Origin of the sequence: Alcaligenes parafaecalis (assembly GCF_026344135.1) — a bacterium.
Lineage (GTDB): Bacteria > Pseudomonadota > Gammaproteobacteria > Burkholderiales > Burkholderiaceae_B > Alcaligenes > Alcaligenes parafaecalis.
Window position 1 is genome coordinate 153,859 of record NZ_JAPKNA010000004.1, and the last position, 20,594, is coordinate 174,452.

The 20,594-nt window shown below is 55.9% G+C and carries 21 protein-coding genes; 4 read left to right on the forward strand and 17 right to left on the reverse strand.

Translation table 11 applies throughout. The features are described from left to right. Positions 1 to 8: 8 nt before the first annotated feature. The 10 genes from OSH09_RS13625 to kynU form a co-directional block, all read right to left on the reverse strand. Positions 9 to 851 (reverse strand): carbohydrate ABC transporter permease, encoded by an 843-nt coding sequence (locus tag OSH09_RS13625; RefSeq protein WP_266121266.1) that lies wholly within the window; start codon positions 849 to 851, stop codon positions 9 to 11. Next, positions 851 to 1,741 (reverse strand): carbohydrate ABC transporter permease, encoded by an 891-nt coding sequence (locus tag OSH09_RS13630; protein WP_009463182.1) that lies wholly within the window; start codon positions 1,739 to 1,741, stop codon positions 851 to 853. The genes OSH09_RS13625 and OSH09_RS13630 overlap by 1 nt, the downstream gene beginning before the upstream one ends. 12 nt (positions 1,742 to 1,753) lie before the next feature. Continuing rightward, positions 1,754 to 3,016 carry an ABC transporter substrate-binding protein gene (locus tag OSH09_RS13635; protein WP_207873173.1) on the reverse strand — a complete coding sequence of 421 codons (1,263 nt, stop codon included), beginning with the start codon at positions 3,014 to 3,016 and terminating at the stop codon, positions 1,754 to 1,756. Between the two features lie 19 nt (positions 3,017 to 3,035). After that, positions 3,036 to 4,142 carry an ABC transporter ATP-binding protein gene (locus tag OSH09_RS13640; RefSeq protein ID WP_266121267.1) on the reverse strand — a complete coding sequence of 369 codons (1,107 nt, stop codon included), beginning with the start codon at positions 4,140 to 4,142 and terminating at the stop codon, positions 3,036 to 3,038. After that, positions 4,139 to 4,909, reverse strand: coding sequence for a DeoR/GlpR family DNA-binding transcription regulator (locus OSH09_RS13645; RefSeq protein ID WP_266121268.1), 771 nt, complete (start codon positions 4,907 to 4,909; stop codon positions 4,139 to 4,141). Before OSH09_RS13645 ends, OSH09_RS13640 begins: the two co-directional genes overlap by 4 nt. 322 nt (positions 4,910 to 5,231) lie before the next feature. Beyond that, on the reverse strand, positions 5,232 to 5,783 hold the full coding sequence (locus OSH09_RS13650) for a peroxiredoxin (protein ID WP_266121418.1): 552 nt from the start codon (positions 5,781 to 5,783) through the stop codon (positions 5,232 to 5,234). A gap of 88 nt (positions 5,784 to 5,871) precedes the next feature. After that, a complete protein-coding gene (locus OSH09_RS13655) occupies positions 5,872 to 6,420 on the reverse strand; it encodes a TetR/AcrR family transcriptional regulator (RefSeq protein ID WP_266121269.1) in 549 nt (182 codons plus the stop codon). A gap of 199 nt (positions 6,421 to 6,619) precedes the next feature. Further along, positions 6,620 to 7,564, reverse strand: coding sequence for a hypothetical protein (locus tag OSH09_RS13660; protein WP_266121270.1), 945 nt, complete (start codon positions 7,562 to 7,564; stop codon positions 6,620 to 6,622). A 367-nt stretch (positions 7,565 to 7,931) separates the two neighbouring features. After that, the gene (locus OSH09_RS13665) at positions 7,932 to 9,305 is read right to left on the reverse strand and encodes an amino acid permease (protein ID WP_266121271.1); all 1,374 of its coding nucleotides are present in this window, start codon (positions 9,303 to 9,305) and stop codon (positions 7,932 to 7,934) included. A gap of 36 nt (positions 9,306 to 9,341) precedes the next feature. After that, on the reverse strand, positions 9,342 to 10,592 hold the full coding sequence (kynU, locus tag OSH09_RS13670) for a kynureninase (protein WP_266121419.1): 1,251 nt from the start codon (positions 10,590 to 10,592) through the stop codon (positions 9,342 to 9,344). A gap of 143 nt (positions 10,593 to 10,735) precedes the next feature. Here kynU and OSH09_RS13675 point away from each other — a divergent pair, with 143 nt between their 5' ends. Next, the gene (locus OSH09_RS13675) at positions 10,736 to 11,197 is read left to right on the forward strand and encodes an Lrp/AsnC family transcriptional regulator (protein WP_207873166.1); all 462 of its coding nucleotides are present in this window, start codon (positions 10,736 to 10,738) and stop codon (positions 11,195 to 11,197) included. A gap of 56 nt (positions 11,198 to 11,253) precedes the next feature. Here OSH09_RS13675 and OSH09_RS13680 read toward each other — a convergent pair whose 3' ends face one another. The 7 genes from OSH09_RS13680 to OSH09_RS18295 form a co-directional block, all read right to left on the reverse strand. Further along, positions 11,254 to 11,958: a GntR family transcriptional regulator gene (locus tag OSH09_RS13680; protein ID WP_266121272.1), complete on the reverse strand. Its 705-nt coding sequence runs from the start codon at positions 11,956 to 11,958 to the stop codon at positions 11,254 to 11,256. A gap of 170 nt (positions 11,959 to 12,128) precedes the next feature. Then, positions 12,129 to 12,782 carry an ABC transporter substrate-binding protein gene (locus tag OSH09_RS13685; RefSeq protein ID WP_266121273.1) on the reverse strand — a complete coding sequence of 218 codons (654 nt, stop codon included), beginning with the start codon at positions 12,780 to 12,782 and terminating at the stop codon, positions 12,129 to 12,131. After that, on the reverse strand, positions 12,730 to 13,104 hold the full coding sequence (locus tag OSH09_RS13690) for a substrate-binding domain-containing protein (RefSeq protein ID WP_266121274.1): 375 nt from the start codon (positions 13,102 to 13,104) through the stop codon (positions 12,730 to 12,732). Before OSH09_RS13690 ends, OSH09_RS13685 begins: the two co-directional genes overlap by 53 nt. A 34-nt stretch (positions 13,105 to 13,138) precedes the next feature. Then, entirely contained in the window at positions 13,139 to 13,915 is a 777-nt protein-coding gene (locus OSH09_RS13695) for an ABC transporter permease (protein ID WP_207873163.1), read from the reverse strand. Next, complete coding sequence (locus OSH09_RS13700) at positions 13,912 to 14,703, reverse strand: ABC transporter ATP-binding protein (protein ID WP_207873162.1); 792 nt, start codon at positions 14,701 to 14,703, stop codon at positions 13,912 to 13,914. The genes OSH09_RS13695 and OSH09_RS13700 overlap by 4 nt, the downstream gene beginning before the upstream one ends. Positions 14,704 to 14,758: 55 nt before the next feature. After that, a complete protein-coding gene (locus OSH09_RS13705; RefSeq protein ID WP_266121275.1) occupies positions 14,759 to 15,187 on the reverse strand; it encodes a hypothetical protein in 429 nt (142 codons plus the stop codon). A 236-nt stretch (positions 15,188 to 15,423) separates the two neighbouring features. Next, positions 15,424 to 16,437 carry a TetR/AcrR family transcriptional regulator gene (locus tag OSH09_RS18295; RefSeq protein ID WP_323178764.1) on the reverse strand — a complete coding sequence of 338 codons (1,014 nt, stop codon included), beginning with the start codon at positions 16,435 to 16,437 and terminating at the stop codon, positions 15,424 to 15,426. A 495-nt stretch (positions 16,438 to 16,932) separates the two neighbouring features. On the opposite strand from OSH09_RS18295, the gene lldP reads away from it, so the two are divergent. From lldP to lldD, 3 genes are all read left to right on the forward strand, one after another. Further along, positions 16,933 to 18,600, forward strand: coding sequence for an L-lactate permease (gene lldP / locus OSH09_RS13715; RefSeq protein ID WP_266121276.1), 1,668 nt, complete (start codon positions 16,933 to 16,935; stop codon positions 18,598 to 18,600). 78 nt (positions 18,601 to 18,678) lie between these two features. Continuing rightward, positions 18,679 to 19,458: a transcriptional regulator LldR gene (gene lldR, locus OSH09_RS13720; RefSeq protein WP_207875896.1), complete on the forward strand. Its 780-nt coding sequence runs from the start codon at positions 18,679 to 18,681 to the stop codon at positions 19,456 to 19,458. Further along, positions 19,455 to 20,594, forward strand: coding sequence for an FMN-dependent L-lactate dehydrogenase LldD (gene lldD / locus OSH09_RS13725; RefSeq protein WP_207873159.1), 1,140 nt, complete (start codon positions 19,455 to 19,457; stop codon positions 20,592 to 20,594). The genes lldR and lldD overlap by 4 nt, the downstream gene beginning before the upstream one ends.

Genomic DNA, 20,594 nt, shown 5'->3' on the forward strand with positions numbered 1-20,594 from the left:
AGAATTCCTTAACGAATGCCGGCGCGTAAAAAGGCCTGCATGAACTGCTTTTGAAACAGTAAAAAGCCCAGCAAAAGCGGCAAGATAGTCATTAATGTGGCGGCACTGATCAGTGAGATGCTGACACCACTTTCCGGTGCGCCAAACAGGGATAAACCCACAGTCAAAGGCCGGGTGTTGTCAGAGCTGCTGATCACCAAGGGCCACAAGAAGTTGTTCCAGTGCGTGGAGACCGACACCAGGGCATAAGCCAGGTACACGGGCTTGACCAGCGGCACGTACACACGCCACAAGACGCCCAAGCGGCTACACCCTTCCAGACGAGCAGCATCTTCCAGTTCACGCGGCACTTGCTTGAAAGCCTGACGCAACAAGAACACACCAAAGGCGCTGGCCATATAAGGCACACCCATGCCCCATACCGTGTCCGTCCAACCCAGCAAAGCCACCATGTGGTAGTTCTCCACGATCAGCACTTCGGGCAGGATGAACAACTGCAAGAGCAGCAGCATGAACAGAAACTGACTGCCAAAAAACTGAAAGCGGGCAAAAGCGTAAGCGGCCAGGGTACACAGCACAAACTGCCCGACCAGAATGGTCAGCACCAGCACCGTGGTGTTGAAGATATAGCGCAACCAGGGCGCACGGTCCCAGGCAGCGGCAAAGTTATCCAGAGTCCAGCCTGCGCTCCAATCAAAGCTCAAGGCGGCGGACGGGTCACGAAACGCGGCCCAGCAGGCATAGAGCAAAGGGGCAATCCACAGCAGGGCCAAAGCATGTGCCCCTACCGTGTCCAGAGACGGCAAACGCAAAGTGCGGCCGGGTGCAGTCAAAACGGTGTCCATGTTCATCACTGGTAGTGCACGCGTCGTTCAGCGTAGCGGAATTGAAAAATAGCCACGGCGCCCAGGCCTAATAAAAGCACCACCGTCAGCACGGCTGCACTCGGTGTATCCATATAGGCAAAGGCCGTTTCCCAGATCCAGTACAGCATCAGCTTGGACGCATTATTGGGGCCGCCTTTGGTCAGGATAAACAGATGGTCGACCAGCTTGACCGAGTTGATCAGCGCATTGATCAAAATGAACAAGGTCGTGGGCGCCAACAAGGGCAAGAGCACACGACGGCCATACTGCCAACGTGTCGCCCCTTCCAGGCGGGCGGCATCGCGCAGCTCCGGCGGGATGGTTTGCAAGGCCGCCAGATAAAAGATCATGAAAAAGCCTGCTTCCTTCCAGATCGTCACCACCATGACGGCACCCAGGGCCGTTTGAGGCTGGCCCAACCAGTTGGTGGCTCCTGCGCCAAACAGCTTGGCGATCTGGTCCAGCAAGCCCAGATCCGGCGTATAGAAAAACAGCCATAAATTTGCAGCCGCAATCATGGGCAGCATGGTGGGCGTGAAGTAAGCACAACGCACCCAGGCCCGCATGCTCATGGCCCGATTGGCCCACAAGGCCATCAGCAAGGCCAGCGCCATGGACACCGGAATCACAATGGCGGCGTACCAAAGATTGTTCTTCAGAACCAGCCAGAAGGTCGGGTCAGCCAGCATGGCATCGTAATTGTCCATGCCCACAAACTGGGCCGGACGACGAGCCGTGCCTTTGCTCAACAGGCTGGACCAGAACGTGTGCAGCGCCGGGATAAAGGCAAACACGCTTAGCAGCACAAACAGCGGCGTCAACAAGAGATAAGCAAATACCCACTCTTTACGCAGCACACGCAATGGTTCAGCCATTCCTGCACCTGCTTAGTTGAAAGGACGCAGCAGGCGATCTGCGGCAGCCTGGGCTTCGTCCAAAGCAGCCTTGGGCGTCTTGGCATTGGTCAGCACCGCTTGCACGGCGTTGGACAGCAGCTCACGTACACGGGCCGTTTCGTAGGTCGCAAACTCGGGCGAGGCCACGGCCAACTGATCGCGGGCCACCAGTGCCTGCGGAAAGGTCTTGGCGTACTCGGTCAAAGCAGGTGTTTCATAGGCGGCTGGGCTGACACCGACATAACCCGTTGCCATAGACCAGTTGGCAGCACGTTCAGGCGCCGTCATCCAGCGTACGAAATCCAGTGCTGCTTTTTTCTGCTCGTCGTTAGCCCCTTTGAACAGGTAGAAGTTGCCACCGCCCGTCGGCGAAGCTGCTTTTTCCTTGGCGGGCAACATGGCCACACCAAAATCGAACTTGGCTTCGTTCTTCACCGCCGTCAGATTGCCCGTGGTATGCCACATCATGGCGGTCTTGCCTTGCACAAAAGACTGACGCAAGGTGCCCCATTCGATAGTGCCGGTAGGGCTGACTTTGTGCTTGTAGGCCAGGTCATGGAAGAACTGCAAAGCCTCTACCGACTTGGGGTCGTTGAAGTAGACCTGCGTGCCTTCCTCGTTCATCAACTGACGGCCATTTTGCAAAGCCAGGGCCTGGAACATCCAGTAGGGGTAGCCCGTCGATGGGATCATCAGACCGTGATGCTTGTCCGTCGTCAGCTTCTGGGCGGTTTGCACCAGTTCGTCCCAGGTCTTGGGCGCTTGATCCGGATTCAGACCCGCTTCGCGGAACATGTCCTTGTTGTAGAACATGACGATGGTGGAACGCTGGAACGGAATGCCCCAGACCTTGCCTTCCAAGGTGCCATTGGCCATCAAGGCGGGGTAAAAGCTTTTCAGCCAATCCTGGCTGGGAGCATCCTGGGCCACATCGCTAAAGGCTTCAACCAGGCCTTGCTCGACCAGGTCGTGGGTATCCAAGGCACCCAGTACGGACAACTGAACAGACTCACCTGCACGCAAGGCCGACAAGGCACGGACACGGGTTTCATCGTAGTTGCCGGAGTACACAGCTTTCACTTTGACTTCCGGGTTTTGAGCCTGGTAGTCCTTGATCATTCCATCAACCACATCGGTCAGTGGGCCACCCACGGCAATGGGGTAATACATGGTCAATTCCACCGCGCTATGCGCGTTGGCACCCAGGCCCATCAATAGAGCGCTGGAGGTGGCAAGCAGACAATTCTTCAACATGAGTAGACTCGCAGTACGTTTAGGGAAGAACAGAAGAAGGAACGGCGAAAGGCGCAGCAGTCAGAGCATCCGCCGACGGTGTCGGCAAGCGAGCCCCGCTGTCCTGGTTAAAGTAAAAAGCGTGAACGGGGTCCCAGCTCAAACCACAGCGAGCGCCCGCCTCGACGCTGCGGCTATGCGGCGCGCGCACGATCAAGGTATGACCATCGTCGAGCTGCACATACACATAGGCATCGGCCCCCTGAAACTCCTGATGCACCACAGTGGCGGGCACACGCTGCTCCGCTGCTTCGTGCAGGCTCAGGTTTTCCGGGCGCACCCCCACCAGCACCCGATGCGGCTGGTCGTACTGACGGCGCGAGGGCCACAGATCCAAAGGCACGTGATCGCTGTGAATCATCATCATGGGTGGGCTGCCGATAAATCCGGCGGTAAAGACACTATTGGGTTGACCGTACAAGTCCTGGGCGCTGCCCTGCTGCTCGATATTTCCGGCATTGAGCAGCACCACGTGGTCGGCCATGCCCATCGCTTCGGTCTGATCGTGGGTGACATAAACCACCGTCAAGCCCAGACGCTGTTGCAAGGCACGGATCTCATGGCGCACGGTGTGACGCAGCTTGGCATCCAGATTGGAAAGCGGCTCGTCCATCAAGCAGATACGGTGGCCCGACACAATGCTGCGCGCCAGGGCCACACGCTGGCGCTGCCCGCCCGAAAGCTGGCCGGGTTTGCGCTCTTCCAGACCTTCCAGATTGGTCAGGGCCAAGGCTTCACGCAGGCGCTCTTTTTGCTGCTGGCGATTAGCACGGCGTACTTGCAGGCCAAACAGGATGTTGTCGGCCACATTCAGATGAGGAAACAAGGCATAGGACTGGAACACCATGCTCAAACCACGCTTGGCGGGTTCCATAAACGTGGCGTCCTGCCCATTGATCAGCAAACGGCCTTGATCAGGCGTTTCCAGCCCGGCAATAATGCGCAGCAAGGTGGATTTGCCGCAGCCCGAGGGACCCAGCAAGGCCGTGAATTTGCCTTCCTGAATGGACAGATCCATTTGCTTGAGCACGGCCTGCTCACCCCAGGATTTGCCTATGCCTTGCAACTCGATCGCGGCGCGGCTCATGACTGCACCTCGCCTGCAATCACGATCTCGATACGCTCGGGGATTTGCTCGCGATAAGGCTCGGGAATGGGCTGGTCAGTAACCAGAATATCCACATCATCCAAAGAGCCGCTGCGCACGGGGGCACGGCGGCCAAACTTGGTATGGTCCAGCACCAGAATTCGGATACGACAATTGCCGCGCAGGGCTTTGTGGCAATCGGACTCGGCCATATCAAAGTCCAGCAAAGCGCCGTCTGAGTCAAAGCCCCCTACCCCGGACACACCGAAATCGGCCTTGAAACTGTTGAACAGGCGCTCGGCACCGGGGCCCAGAATTTCAGGGTTGGGTTGACGCAGCTCGCCGCCAGTCAAGACCACGCGGTGGCTCATATTGTGAGACAGAGCCAGAGCCGCACTGATGTTATTGGTGACCACGGTCAGATCACGGTGATCGGCCAGGGCCAGCGCCACTTGTTCGGGAGTCGTCCCAAAGCCCAGCAACAAGCTGGCACCGGGTGGGATCAGCTTGGCAACGGCGCGTCCGATGCGCGCCTTGGCTTGCAAATGGGTAATGCGGCGCGTCTGGAACGGGATATTGCGCTCGACCACATTCAGCTCGGCACCACCATGGCGGCGGCGCACCAGATCGGCCTCATACAAGTGGTTCAGGTCGCGCCGAATAGTTTGCGGCGTCACCCCGAAATGCAGGGCCAGGCCATCCACTGACACGGCCCCTTGGGCGGCCAGCAAGTCCACAATAATGCTTTGCCTGACGGAAAGGTTCATAACACGGCGTATGGGTTTCGTTTGAATACCCGGCAGTGTAGAAACGCGAGGTTACGGCTCGGTGACGCTCAGATGAAAGTTTTATGACGCTTAAATGTTCGTATGAACATTTTTTAGAGTCAGCGGGGTTCGTTTTGGGGATGGGACAGGCAGAGTCGACTCAGATTGAATAGACTAGGCAGGATGAAGGGGGGCGAAGTGCGGCGAGGCAAAACAGGATAACAACCTTAAAACAAAAGCCCCGTTTGAAACTTTGCCATCGGTCTTGAAGGCAAGGTTTCAAACGGGGCTTTCGCCTCTGCAACAGAATCAAGCCAAGGGTTTATTTCGTCCCTTGTTGCGCCGCCAAATCACGCACGGCCTGCAGAGTATTGTGAACGTGCTCATCGGGGTCCATCGCCGTGTATTCGTAAACGATTTTGCCTTCGGGCGAAATCACATAAGACATGCGCGCCGCCCGCTCCGTATGTGTTCCCAGGCCCGCATCATAGGCTTTGATCACTTGGCCGGTCGTATCCGCCCCCACCGCGAACTTGCTGCCGCAAGGCCCTGTAGAGAAGTCTTTCAAGGTATCGATATTGTCAGAAGACAAGCCAATCACCGTCGCCCCGAAATAGGCATATTCATCAATCGCTTCGGCAAAAGTATGCGCTTCAATCGTGCAGCCTTTGGTAAAGGCAGCCGGATAGAAGTACAGCACGACCGGGCCATTTTTCAAGGCCTCTTTCAAGGTGAATTCAAAGGTTTTACCGGCCAGAGCCGCTTGCACCGTAAAGTCCGGCGCAGGGGTGCCGACTTCCAGCGCCGCCTGTGCGCCTGTTACCCCCATCAACAGGGACAAACCCAAAGAAAATGTTGCGATTGCCTGTTTCATGCCATTGCCTCCGTATTTCTGCGCTGCACCAGCAAGCAGCGTAATCCGCAGGAGCATGACAGCACAAGGGTTCATTTCCACGCTCCGTTCAAGGGTGAACGATACCGCTCCACAGCAAGGTATAAACATTATGCGGCGCATCGTAACGGGCCAAGCGACCTGCACGGATCAAGCGGGCCGCCTTGCTCAACAAGGCAAACAGGGACTCACACAACCAGACGGCAGATAAATCCAGACGCAAGACCCCCGATTCCTGCCACTGCTGAAATTGCGTAATCAAGGCCTGCCTTACCGCCTCGGTACGGGGTGTGGAATATTCCTCTACCTGAAGCTGGCGCTCTACGTACATGTACAGATCCACAATGGGCAACAGCTCTTCAATCAGGCGCTTGATGGCCTCTTGGGCATCGCCTTCGCATAGATGGGCGCGCTTGATCGCCTGCTCGGCACTGTTCACCCCTTCCTCGAAAATCTCCATCATCATGGCTTCGCGGGAAGGAAAATAGCGGCATAAGGTAGCGCGGCTCAAACCCACCAGACCGGCCAATTGCCCCATGGACGCCCGTGGCTGGTCGGCAAGGGCGTTTACAAGGCGCAAAAGCAATTCCTCGCGTGGTCGAGGTTTTGCTGCAGTCATAGTTATTCCTCTAGCTAATACAGGACTGGATTGGGCACCGGACAGCGCCCAAGCACGGAGAGTCGGTCTTATTGTTATGCGCCACTGGGGATCAGGAAAACTGACAGACACGCTACCTTTGTGGAGCGTGCGTTAGTGTAACTTCATTAATCGAGAAACCGTATTTCACCCTTGGAATAATGACTATGCGGGCGATTTTTTAAACGCTGAGCGGCACCCGAGGGGCGGGCCAAAATGCCTCTGTCAGCAAAGTATCCGGGTCCTGATCCAAAGGGCCCGCCTGGGTTTCAGGTACGCAGCGTCGCAAGGCTTGCTGCATTCGGTGCAGCGCCAGTTCCCCGGTCGCCCCTGCTGTCACGTGATCCCACCAATAGCGGTGCACATGGCGTACTTGCACCGGCACACTGGGCAAACCCAGGCGCTGGGCCATCGCCAGCCTATGCAGGCCACGATTGATTTTCAGAATACGACCTTCACGGGAAATGACGACACCCAAGGCGTCTTTGCCCCGCCTGGGGTCAAAGCCGTCACGAGCCATTTCATCCAGAAAACCCAGATAGATGCGCAGGTACTCCAGGATTTTTTCCGGCGTATCCAGAAACACGCCTTGTTGATAAGACTCCCAGGGATTGCCTTGTTCGATCCGTTTCATCAGCTTTTTAAAGCGTACCGTTTGCTCTAGCTGATGGCGGTTTTCATCCAGGTCGCTGATCAGTGAGTATCGCGTCCCGACGCGCAAGTCCTCACGTCGCTGGTCCCAGCTTCCTTCCCAGATAAACGCCAACGATGAAGGCCGCTTTTCTTGCTTGCGAGGTGCCTGAATCGCCATACGAATCAGCTCTCGCGGGTTTACATGCAGGGTTAATGCCTGCTCGCCCAGGGTTTCATGAACGATATGACGCGGCAGACCAAAGGCTTCAATTCGGCGGCTACCGGCCTTGCTACGCATCCAGCGTTGCAGCATGATGCGTCCCAAAGGGAAGCCCAGATACTGCTGGGTCTTGTCCCGGCTATGCGCCACCCAATGTGCCAGCAACACGCGCTGCCGAATCTCGGGCGCAGCCAAGCTGCCAAAAGCCGCATCCGCACCGGGGCCCAACAAGGCTTTGCCATTTTTTTTACGCAATTCACGCGGATGAGTCATGCGCTTTCCATGACGGCTCACAACTGTCCTCCCAGGCACTTGCTGACATACCGGCCCTCAAAAAAGAACAGCCGACCAGGACGACTGATGGCTTTTTTTGAGTAACTAAAATCTTAATTGATACATAATAGTCTCAAATCGTACATCTTTGTATGATAAAGCTCTCCTGGAATTAGAACAAAGCGTCTTGGCTGACAAAGATCAAGCTGCTGCCCACGCCGCGCCATTGGCCGCCATGCAAACAAGCGTCCCTACCAATACGGGCACGCCGTTTCTCGGTAAGACACACATCTTCAAAACCGTAATGCAAAAAAAAGCCCCCGCCAAAGCAGGGGCTTGTTCAAACAGAGCAACAAAGTCAGGTCATTCAGGCTGCTGGGCGGCGGCCTCGCACGAAGTAGATCGCGATCAAGGCCAGCAAGAACGGCACACCAAACAACAAGGTGTAGTGAAAGATATTGATGAACCAGGTGGTTAGCAAAATCGCCACAATGCCAATCAAACCCAATAAGGTGCCGATGGGATAAGCAGGCATACGGAAGCGCAGTTGCACCCCATCCTGGGCCACACGCCGACGGAAGAACAAATGGGTCAGGAAGATCATGCCCCAGGTGAACAAAGCACCAAACATGGACAAGGCGATCATCACCGGGAAGGCTGTTTCCGGGTTGTAGGCGTACACCACCGCCGCCACTGCCACACCGCTGGCCGACAAGGCCAGGGCATTCAAGGGCACCCCGTTGCGGGCTACCTTGCCCAGCACAGCAGGCGCATCACCGGCACGTGACAGGCTGAACATCATGCGCGTGGAGATATAAAGCATGCTGTTCATGGCCGACAAAGCCGCAATAATCACGATGAAGTTCAGGATACTGTCGGCATAAGGAATGCCCACGGCCTGCATCACGGTGATGAAGGGGCTGGTCGTGCCATCGGCAACCAGTTCCTGCCAAGGTACCAGCATCACGATCAGGGACAGAGACAGCAGGTAGAAAATGATCAAGCGCCAGATCGTGGCCTTGAAGGCCTGACGTACCGCTTGCTCGGGATGTTCTGCCTCGCCTGCCGCCACGGCAATCATCTCGATACTCAGATAACTGAAGATGGAAATGATCACGCCCACCCACACCCCGTACCAGCCATTGGGCATGAAGCCACCCTGTCCAAACAGGTTGGCCTGGACCTGAGCGGGCTTGTAGTAACCCGTCAAAATCCCGACCGCCAGCACGATGAAGGCAATAATGGCGAACACCTTGATCAGGGCAAACCAATACTCCACCGAGCCAAAGGCTTTGACGCTGTAAGCATTGACCGCAATCAGCACCGCCGAGAAAAAGGCGATCCATATCCAGGGTGACACGTCCGGGAACCAGAACTTCATATAGTCCGCGACCGCCGTCACCTCCGTGCCCACCGCCAGCACAATGCAGGCCCAATAGCTGTAACGCACCAGGAAGCCCGCCAGCGGATGAATGTAGAACTCCGCATAGGCCCCAAAAGAGCCTGAGGTGGGGTGTTCTACCGTCATCTCGGCCAGGCAGCCCATCAGGACCAGGGCAATAAAGCCACCGATCACATAGCTCAACACAACACCGGGGCCCGCAAAACCAATGGCAAATTTGCTGCCCAGGAACAAGCCGGTACCAATGGCTCCCCCGATCGCAATCATGCTCATTTGGCGGGCAGTCAGTTTTTTATGCAGTCCAGCTTCGCGCGATTGAATCTGCTCAAATCGGCTCATGTCTCCTCCTTATGCTTGTTTTTTATTCAGCCGTGATCAGGTCACCTTGGAGCGCGTCTTGTAGGCAGGCTTATCCCATTCTTTATTCGCAAACACGGCCTTGATATGCTGCACTGCCTGCCAGATATCCACAAAAGACAGATACAAAGGCGTGACGCCAAAGCGCATCACTTCGGGCTCGCGATAATCACCAATCACACCACGGGCGATCAGTGCCTGAATGGCGGCATAGCCTTGCTCATGTGCGAAGCTGACATGGCTGCCACGGAAGTGATGATCGCGTGGTGTCACCAGACGCAGGCCAAACTCGGCGCACTCCTGTTCCACCAAAGCAATGAACAAGTCCGTCAAAGCCAGGGATTTGCGACGCACGGCCTGCAAGTCGGTTTGCAGGAACACGTCCACACCGCAAGCAACCAGGCTCAAGGAGACGATGGGCTGGGTGCCGCACAAAAAGCGCTCGATACCATTGGCCGCTTCATAAGACGGGCTCATTGCAAAGGGGTGTTTATGTCCCCACCAACCGGACAAGGGCTGGCTGATCTGATTCATCAGCTTGGGATTGACCCACAGCAAGGCGGGAGCGCCGGGGCCAGCATTCAAGTACTTGTAGGTGCAGCCAATGGCGAAGTCAGAATCGCTGTCGTTCAGTTCAATCGGCAAGGCACCAACGGAGTGGCACAAGTCCCAGATCACCAGGCCATTGTTCCCATGTACCAGGCAGTTGGTCGCCTGCATATCGTGCAAGTAACCCGTGCGGTAATTTACATGGGACAACACCACCACCGCTGTTTCTTCGTTGACCGCGGTTTGCAAATCTGCCGGGTCATCAATCAACTCCAGCCTATAGTCTTTGCCGAAGAAGGCGTTAAACCCTTCAATGATGTACAGATCCGTGGGGAAAGAATCGCGCTCGGCCAGGATCACTTTCTTTTCCGGGTGGCGTTCTTTTTGCAGGTTGACGGCGGCGGCCAGCACCTTGAACAGATTGATGGACGTGCTGTCGCTGACAATGGTCTCGCCTTGACCGGCACCAATCAGCGGGGACATCTGGTCGCCCAAACGGACGGGCAAGGTCCACCAGCCCGCTTTGTTCCAACTATTGATCAGATCAGTACGCCATTCCTGAGAAATGACTTCCTGGGCACGCTCCATGGCATGCCGTGGCATGGCGCCCAGAGAGTTTCCGTCCAGATAAATCGTATTGGGTGGCAGGTCGAACTTGGCTTTGAAGGCAGCCAGTTCATCGGCCTGATCCCACTGCTCACATTGCTGCAAAGTAATCATTGTCATGCTCCTCGATTCTGCTTTTTACGGCTTTCAGTCTAGCATCGAGCCCGTGGCAACTTATTCCAAAGCGATGAAGATTATGCTTAAATCTGGAAGGAAATTCGGTTTTTGAAAACCCTTTTCATAGATAATTCTAAAATATGAGACTTGACGAGACAGACCTGAAAATCCTGCGTCTTTTGCAGGACAACGGCAGGCTCAGCAACCAGGAACTGGCTGACTTGGTCGCGCTTTCGCCCTCCTCCTGCCACCGCCGGGTAAAAATTCTGGAGCAGGAAGGCCTGATCGAAAACTACAGCGCCAATTTAAGCGCGGGCAAGCTGGGCTTTGCCATCGAGGCCTTTGTAGAAGTAAACATTGCGCAGCTTAACGAGAGCGAGCATCAGTACCTGAGCAAGGCACTGGCCACGATGGACGAAGTGCTGCATGCCTACATCGTGACCGGGCAGGCCAATTACATGCTGCACATACGCACACGCAACTTCGATACTTTTTCTAATTTTGTGATCCACAAGCTCAACACGCTGCGCGGCGTCACCAAAATTCATTCGCAGATTGTGCTGTCCTGCATCAAGGCCAAGGGGCAACGTTTGCCTGTGTAAGCCCGCCAGTCAGCAGGGGCTGAGTGGCGCCCAGACAACATCGTGAGCACCGCTTTTTATACGTAGTTCAGTTTGAAACGACGTTTGAAGTGTTCGCTGCGCCACCAGCCCTTGCCGCTTTGCACCGGCATGTCATCGGTATCGAACAAGTCGATACGCTGCACAATCACGGCCTGGTTTTCCTTGATCCACAACTGCTTGGCCATCTCCGCCGAGGCATTGGCCATGCTGATCTCTTCCTGTGCGTGCTTGATAGGCACATTCAGCACGGAGGTCAGCATTTCCACCATGGTTCGCGTCTCCAGATCCTGAACCTGGATGCGCTCGCCAATTGAGCGCCGCAAATAGTTCTCGGCAAAATAAAGGGGAACGGCCGACTTGTAGCGCACCGCTTGCAGCTTGTAGACCGGCTCGTCCGAGGCGAAAAACTCGGCAATCTCCGCAGAGGGTGTCACCAGTTCCCAACTGGCGATTTTGGTGCTGGTGTCTTTGCCCAACTGCACCAGATCATTGATGGAACCCAGCTCCCAGGAGCCGGTGTTCTTGCGCTCCAGCACAAAGGAGCCACGGCTGGGGAAACGCTCAATCAAGCCATTGCGAGTCAGGATCGCCAGCCCCTGACGCACGGTAATGCGGCTGACACCAAACATTTCCCCCAGCTCGGCCTCGGTAGGCAAACGGTCGCCCGGCTGCAGGCGACCGTCCTGGATATAACGGGTCAGCTTATCGGCTAATTGTTCGTATAACGGTTTTGTGCTCACTCTCATCTCGTCACAGTAAAAACAAGAAAATGTCTGGTTTTAATTAAAAGTATGATTTTCCTGTGTCTACAGTGCAGACATAGAACCCATCAAGCGATCCAACAAGCCGTCATTATATTTTTTAAATCAGGTCCCACCTCAATGCACTTTCTTTCTTCAGAAGCTGGCCTTTATGGATAAAACCCCATAGCCACTTTATCTCTGAACGAGACCCGCTGAGTCGTGATCTTCCGGTCTTGCAGGAAATCAGCGATTCTATCGTAACCATTCAGATCCTCCTCGGTAAAGCCACGCATCTGGCACTGTGTCTCGCGCAAAAACTCCAGCGTTTGCTGCTTGGGAATACGGACTTGTTTTTCCACCGCAGCAGCAGCCAGTGTCGGATCAGCCGTAGTGATCTCGCAGGCTTCAGCCAGAGCATCCAGCACTTTTCTGGCTTGCTCCGGATTGCTTTCCAGCCAAGGCCCCATCGCCGACACCCAGGTAGCGTAGGTATATCCCACGTCTTTGCTGCTCGCAAGAATGTTCCCGCCCTGGCGCTTGACCATCGTCGGGAAGGGCTCGAACAGCCAGAACGCATCCACGTCACCACGCAATAACAAGGCTGGCAGTTCAGGCGGGCCAGACTTCACCTGAGCCAGCTTGGCATCGGTGCCATTGAATTTTTCTGTACTCAGACTAGTCAGATACTCGAATACCCCGCCCGGCACCACGCCATAGGTCTTGATTTGGGCGGGGTCCGTAATTTCCGCCCGAGACACCAGCTTCAGGTTATCGCCCGACTCGCCCACGATCCCGACAGGACGTATGTCGGCATGCGGCATGCGGCATGCGAATCAGGTGGGTGGTTTCGGTCGAGGCTGTCATCACTGCCTGCCCCGCCATCATGCCATCCACCATGGCCCCACCCGGCCCGAACGTCACCAGCTTGACGTCCACCCCATGCTTTTGGAACAAATCCTGATCCTTGGCAACAAAAAAGGATACGAAGGTCGGATCTATCCCCACAGCGATGGGCACGGTCTGCGCCTGCGCCATCGCTCCAGACAGGCACAGTGCCGACAAGGCACCGGCTGCCATCGTACTTTTGATGCTGATGTTCTCCTGTGTCAGCTTTTTTGCATACGATTTAATTCTAGTAAACATAGCTTGTCTCCTGGCCACCCAAAGTCTTGGGCGATCACACTTTAATGTCGTAGCGCCCCAAGAACTTCAAGGCAAAAAACCGCAGAATCTGGTCGCTTAAATAGCCCAAGACGCCCAGCAAAATAATGCCCACAAACACCCACTCCGTACGGCCATAATTGCGGGCCGACCAGATCAAGGCTCCAATCCCTTCCTGGGCGGCCACAATCTCGGCCGACACCACGGTCAGAAAAGAATTGCCCATGGCCAGACGTGCGCCGGTCACAATCGCCGGAATGGTGGATGGCACCACCACCGTCAACAAGGTGCGCATACGACCTGCACCCAAGGTAGCGGCAGCACGCAAACGGTCCTGGCTGACGGCCTGCACACCGGCCACCACACTGATGATGACAATGAAAATCGTGGCGTAGAAAATCAGCCCAACCTTGGACGCTTCACCAGGGCCAAGCCAGATAATGGCCAAAGTCACAAAGGCAATGGGCGGGACAAAGCGGAAGAAATCGACGTAGGGCTCAATCGCTTTGCGCAGAATGACCGAGCTGCCCATGATGATGCCAACCGGAACCCCCACAATGACGCCCATGCTCCAGCCCAGAGCAATACGGCCCATGGAGGCATAGATGGCTTCAGTGATCATGCCTTCAGACCACAACTCCATGGCGGCCTGTACCGTTGCCCACGGCGAGGGCAAGAACAGGGGAATCAACTGCCTGCTCAACAACTCCCACACCAGAATGCCAAACAGCACGGCCAGCAAAGGCACAAAGCGGATAAGACGGCTGTTCGAGCTTGTTTTTTGCGTGCTCATTGCACTTTGCTCCCTATGCCCTGCTCGCTCAGAAACTTGGTCACTTCCTCACCAATTTCGTCTCGCAGCCGGTTATGCAGCTCAATGACGGCCGGGTCCAGAAAGTTGCGCGGGTAAGCCAGATCAATCTTGCTATTGGATTTGATCTTGGCAAAAGGGCCGGTTGTCATGGTGACGATCCGGTCACCCAGCAAAATGGACTCGCCTATGTCGTGAGTCACAAAAACAATGGTGGACTGGGTTTTCTTGCGGATATTGCTGAGCTCTTCCTGCATCACCTCCCGCGTTTGTGCATCCAGTGCGCCAAAGGGCTCATCCATCAGCACAATGCGAGGTTCATTGACCAGCACACGGGCCATTTGCAGTCTTTGCCGCATTCCACCCGACAGTTCTTTGGGAAACTTGTTCAAAGCCCCACCCAGCCCCACCAATTCAATAAAACGTCTGGCCATCTCAGAACGCTCTTTGGGCGCTATTTTTTTGAGTTTCAGCCCATATTCCACATTTTCCTGAACCGTCAGCCAGGGAAACAGAACCTCCGAATTCTGGAACACCACCCCACGCTCTACCGATGGTCCTTTTACCGGTACACCGTAGGACAAGATTTCCCCTTGAACCGGAATAAAACCTGCAATGGCGCTCAAAATGGTGGACTTGCCGCAACCACTGGGGCCCAGCAGGCAAACAAACTCACCCGGCTCGATGGACAGGTCCACTCCCGAGACGATGGTTTGACTTCCATAGTTGATCGATATATCCCGTAGCTGTATTGCCGCCTGCCCCCCCATACATCCTCCTTTGATGTGTCTGGCGTATCGGTTTTTGCGCCCGGTGCCGGAAGGATTACTCCCTTTCCAGCAAGCCCTTGATCAGGAACATTTCGGCCTCGTGTACGCAGGACATCTGCTCCCAGGCCGCATCGCTTTGTGTCGCCAAACGCCAGGTCAGCAAGGTCACGACACACTTGTCGGCCCCGATCTTCAAGAGATCGCCCGGAATCACACGGGACATATTGCGAAACTGCATGGCGTCCTTGCTGGCGCCCACCGAGTAATCCACCTGCAGGCGCTGGCGATCAACATCCAGGCTGACAAAGGTTTCCTTGCCGGTAAAAACCGAGGTGCCCTTGAACAGGCCGGGCTCTACTTCAATGCGGTTGGCACTACCCCAGGCCCACTGGCCCTGCTTGACGCCCTCGGACATGATCTCGAAGGCCACTGCTGCGGACCGTTCAACCAGGATGCTGCTGGAATGACAATGTGGATCTCTCACGTACTTGCTCCTCTGGATAAGACATATTGTTATGACAATGATCGCATTGTCATACCAAAGATGAAAAGCGGATACCGGGGAAAACACGTAGGCGCCTAACCAGTTATCAAACCGCGTCCACAAAAAAGCCGCTGGCTATCCCCAAGGACAGTCAGCGGCTTTAGAACCCGGCTCAACACAGCACCGGGCGGCTCCCTCTTTCCAGCATCAGGCTGGATAGGGTGAGCGTGATAGTGTTAGTTGGGCATCACCCATTTCTGGATGAACTCACGCAGTTCGTCCGGGTTGGAGGCCACGCCACCGGGCACGCGATAGACCTTTTCCAGCGGCTCTACCATCGCTTGCAAACCTTCGCGAAGCGTCGGGTCCTCGCACATCATCACAATCCCGCGGCAATAGCGGCCAAAGCCTTCTCGGTGTGCCTTTAACCACAGCACCACTTTTTTGCGCCCTTCCGGGTCACCCGGGTTGGAAGGATCGGGCAGGCTTTCGTACACCAGCACAAACTCCTTTTCCGCCTTGATCAAGGTTTCCATATCGTCCAGCCACTGTGTGGCCAGCTCCATGGTCAAGGGGAACTCGCGCACCCGCGCCATAGGCAGGGCGGAGGTATCCAGAAACTGGGTGGAAATGTTGGAAGAAATGTCTTGCTCATTCATTGCTAAAGCTCCTTGAATTAGGGCCGTCATGCCTAACTGCAATATGCCCTCCATCTCGATCTCCTCCACAACACGTTCCACGGCAGCGCGCGGCTCGCGACCCGCAACGGCATACACCGTATCGGCCACGGCCAGGCAGTGAAACGCCACCGTTCCCATCAAGTAACGGGAACGCTCGAACGACACGCCATACGCCTGGGCAATGTGTTCTTGATGCTCCCGAATCTTGTCCAGCATGGAAGGGGTGGCCACCAGCCTGCGGATCACATAGGGCGTAATACCCGGATTGGCTTTTACAAAGGCCTGGGTGGCCGCACTGAAGAGCTGTAAATAGTCTTCCAGGCTGCCCTCTACCGGGCTTTTGGCCCGAGGCACTTGCCAGCGGTTGAAGATTTCTTCAGCCACCAGTTGTTTAAGCCCTTCCAGATTGCCCACATGCTTGTACAGCGCCATCTGGCTGACACTCAGAGCGGCAGCCACACCCACAAAGGTGATATTAGGCAAGCCGATCTGAATGCCAGCATCTGCAATCCGTGCTCGGGTAATGGTGGGGGGACGTCCGCGTGGCGCGGGCGCCGGAGGGGTTTGCATAGCTACGTTGACCTTGTTGATAACAGCGATATGTCTTCTCCAGCCGCTGCTTCTTATTTAATTTAAGAGACTCTACTAATTAAGAGCCTAGTTTACATCCACGATAATGATTCTCAATATCATTTTTTGCAAGGATGTCCCTGCTGTTTGTAAAGCGGCAAGACTTCTCTTCAAACGGGCTCCAGCGTAACCCAATCCCCCCGGCTTCAAGCAGGAGCAAGGCAAGAGTTTGCTTCCCAAAAACATCGCGGGCTAGCACGCATCCACAGGCAAACCAGCAAGCCTTCCCCTTAAATTGGTCAGACCAATTAATTCATAAAAAAACCATCAAGTTCCTTACGATTAGGGTAAACACCGACATTCCAGCAAATAATCCTTTGGATACAATGCGCTCTGCTCTTGACGATCTCAAGAAATGGTCAGACCAATTTAACGACCTTCAGGTTCGCTTGCAATACAAGCGCCTCCCCTTTGCTCCTGCGGAGATAGAACAACATGCAACAAGCGTGGCTGCAGCAATACGATCCGACCGGCAATATCTGGCTGTCGGCCCTGATTGCGCTTATTCCCATCATCTTTTTTTTCCTGGCCCTGACCAAGTTGCGCATGAAGGGCTATATGGCCGGCACGATCACCGTGCTGCTGGCTCTGGGCGTTGCCCTGATTTTCTATCGCATGCCAGTCTCTACCGCTCTGGCTTCGGTGGTGTACGGTTTCTTTTATGGTCTGTGGCCCATCGCCTGGATCATCGTGGCCGCCGTGTTTCTGTACAAGATTTCGGTCAAGACCGGCCAGTTCGATGTCATTCGCGCCTCGATCCTGTCGGTCACACCTGACCAACGCCTGCAACTGATTCTGGTCGGTTTCTGCTTTGGTGCCTTCCTGGAAGGTGCAGCCGGTTTTGGTGCTCCCGTTGCGATTACTGCCGCCCTGCTGGCCGGTCTGGGCTTCCGCCCCCTGTATGCCGCCGGTCTGTGCCTGATCGCCAATACCGCCCCCGTCGCCTTCGGCGCCATGGGTATTCCCATCATTGTTGCTGGCCAGGTTTCGGGAATCGATCCTTTTGAAATCGGTCAGATGGCCGGTCGCCAACTGCCTTTCATGACCATCATCGTGCTGTTCTGGTTGATGGCCATCATGGACGGCTGGCGCGGTATCAAGGAAACCTGGCCTGCCGTGCTGGTGGGTGGCGGCTCCTTTGCCATTGTTCAGTTCCTGACCGCCAACTACATTGGCCCTGAACTGCCGGACATTACCTCCGCTCTGGTTTCCCTGGTCGCACTGACCCTGTTCCTGAAAGTCTGGCAACCCAAGCGTATCTTCCGCTTTGATACTCAAGAAGCCGCTCCCACTCAGGATACAAGCTCCAAGCAGGCTCCTGCAGTGCTGACAACAGGCAGCATCATCAAAGCCTGGTCGCCCTTCATCATCCTGACGGCCATGGTCACCATCTGGAGCGTTCAGCCTTTCAAAGCGCTGTTTGCCGCCAACGGCCCGCTGGCCTCGACCATCGTGAACATTCCTGTGCCTTTCCTGCACAATCTGGTCGAAAAAGCGCCTCCCGTGGTGTCTGCCGCTACGCCTTACGGCGCGGTGTACTCCTTTAACTGGCTGTCCGCCACCGGCACCGCCATTCTGATTGCCGCCCTGCTCACCATTATCTTTTTGCGCATGAAACCGTCCAAAGCGGTCGAGACTCTGGGCGAAACCTTCAAGGAACTGGCTGTCCCTATCTATTCGATTGGTATGGTGCTGGCCTTTGCCTTTATCGCCAACTATTCGGGTCTGTCCGCCACCCTGGCATTGGCTCTGGCCCACACGGGTAAAGCCTTCACCTTCTTCTCGCCCTTCCTGGGTTGGATTGGTGTCTTCCTGACAGGCTCCGACACCTCTGCCAATGCCTTGTTTGCGGCCTTGCAGGCCACGACTGCGCAGCAATTGGGTTTGCCTGAAGTGCTGATGGTGGCTGCCAATACTACCGGCGGTGTGACCGGCAAGATGATCTCGCCCCAGTCCATTGCCATTGCTTGCGCGGCAGTCGGTCTGGCTGGCAAGGAATCGGATCTGTTCCGCTTCACCGTCAAACACAGCCTGATCTTTGCGGTTCTGATTGGCCTGCTGACAACCCTGCAAGCCTATGTGTTACCTTGGATGATTCCCTAAGGGTTCCCCCTCATCCTTCTTCTGCAAGGCGCGTAGATTCGTGCCTTGCAGATTTATTTTTTCAGTATGTCCAAGACTATGCGCCTCTCTGATCACGTTGCCCAACAATTGCTGGCGCTCATTCAATCCAGCGATTTTCAGGCGGGGCAACGGCTTCCTGCCGAACGCACGCTGGCCGCACAATTGAATGTGTCCCGCGCCTCGCTGCGCGAAGCTATTCAGCAACTGACCAGCCAAGGCATTTTGCGCAGCCAGGTCGGCTCAGGAACCTACCTGACCTCCCATACGCCGCAATGGACACAGCGCTCTGTGGACCCGCTGGCAGCCTTGATGCTGTCCGATCCGCAGTACCGTTACGACGTGCTGGAAGCGCGCATTGCCTTGGAAAGCAGCACCACTTGGCACGCCGCCCTGCGAGCCTCGCCCGAAGATAAAGACAAGATCCTGCAGTGCTTCGAGCAGATGATTCGCTATCAGCAAAGCGGCGATACCGTGCAGTCCGCCCGTGCCGATGCCCAGTTTCACCTGGCAGTGGCCGAAGCCTCGCACAACCTGGTGCTGGTTCAGGTCATGCGCGGATTGTTTGATCTGGTGCTCAGCAGCGTGACGCAAAACCGGGACATCATCATGTTCGTCCATGACTCGCCCGAAACCATCGTCCACCTGACCGCCCAGCACGAAGCCTTGGTCAAAGCCATTATTGATGGCGATGCCGCTCGAGCCCGCAGTGTCGTGAACGAGCACCTGGGCTATGTACGCAACACCCTTCTACAGGCTGACGAAGACCTCGCCCGCCGCGAACGTGCTGCGCGCTTGCAGACACTCCCTTCAGCCCTACCCGACTCCCCCTTGCCATGATTATTTCCTCCTCGACCGATTACCGGCGTGCGGCCCAAAAACGACTGCCTCCTTTCCTGTTCCACTACATTGACGGCGGCGCCTATGCCGAGCACACCCTGCGCCGTAACGTGGATGATCTGGCTAACGTGGCCCTGCGCCAGCGCGTGCTCAAGGATATGAGCCAACTGGATACCAGCATCGATCTGTTCGGCGAAAAGCTGTCTATTCCAGTCGCGCTGTCACCAGTGGGTCTGACAGGCATGTACGCCCGTCGTGGTGAAGTCCAGGCGGCCCAGGCCGCGGATGCCCACGGCATTCCCTTCACCATGTCCAGCGTGTCGGTTTGCCCGATCGAGGAAGTGGCCCCACGCCTGAAACGGCCCATGTGGTTCCAGCTTTATGTTCTGAAAGACCGTGGCTTCATGCGCAACGCGCTGGAACGTGCCCAGGCCGCAGGCTGCAGCACCCTGGTCTTTACTGTGGACATGCCCGTGCCGGGCGCACGTTACCGTGATGCCCACTCGGGCATGAGCGGTCCGAACGCTGCCCTGCGCCGCTACGCACAAGCCGTCATGCACCCGCGCTGGGCCTGGGATGTGGGTCTGCTGGGTCGCCCGCACGATCTGGGCAATATCTCGCGTTACCTGGGCAAGCCAACGGGCCTGGAAGACTATATGGGCTATCTGGGCGCGAACTTCGACCCATCCATTTCCTGGAAAGACCTGGAGTGGATACGCGAATTCTGGAAAGGCCCGATGGTCATCAAAGGCATTCTGGACCCCGATGATGCCCGCGATGCTGTGCGCTTTGGTGCCGATGGCATCATCGTCTCCAACCACGGTGGTCGTCAGCTTGATGGCGTCCTGTCCTCGGCCCGTGCGCTACCCGCCATTGCTGATGCCGTCAAAGGCCAGATCAAGATTCTGGCGGATTCCGGTATCCGCAGCGGCCTGGATGTCGTGCGCATGATTGCCCTGGGTGCCGATGCCGCCATGCTGGGCCGTGCCTACATTTATGCCTTGGCCGCCGCCGGACAATCCGGGGTCGACCATCTGCTCAGCCTGATTGAAAAAGAAATTCGGGTCGCCATGACGTTGACCAGCGTCAGCAGCATTTCCCAGATCACCTCTGACCTGCTTGTACAGGAGTCTTGA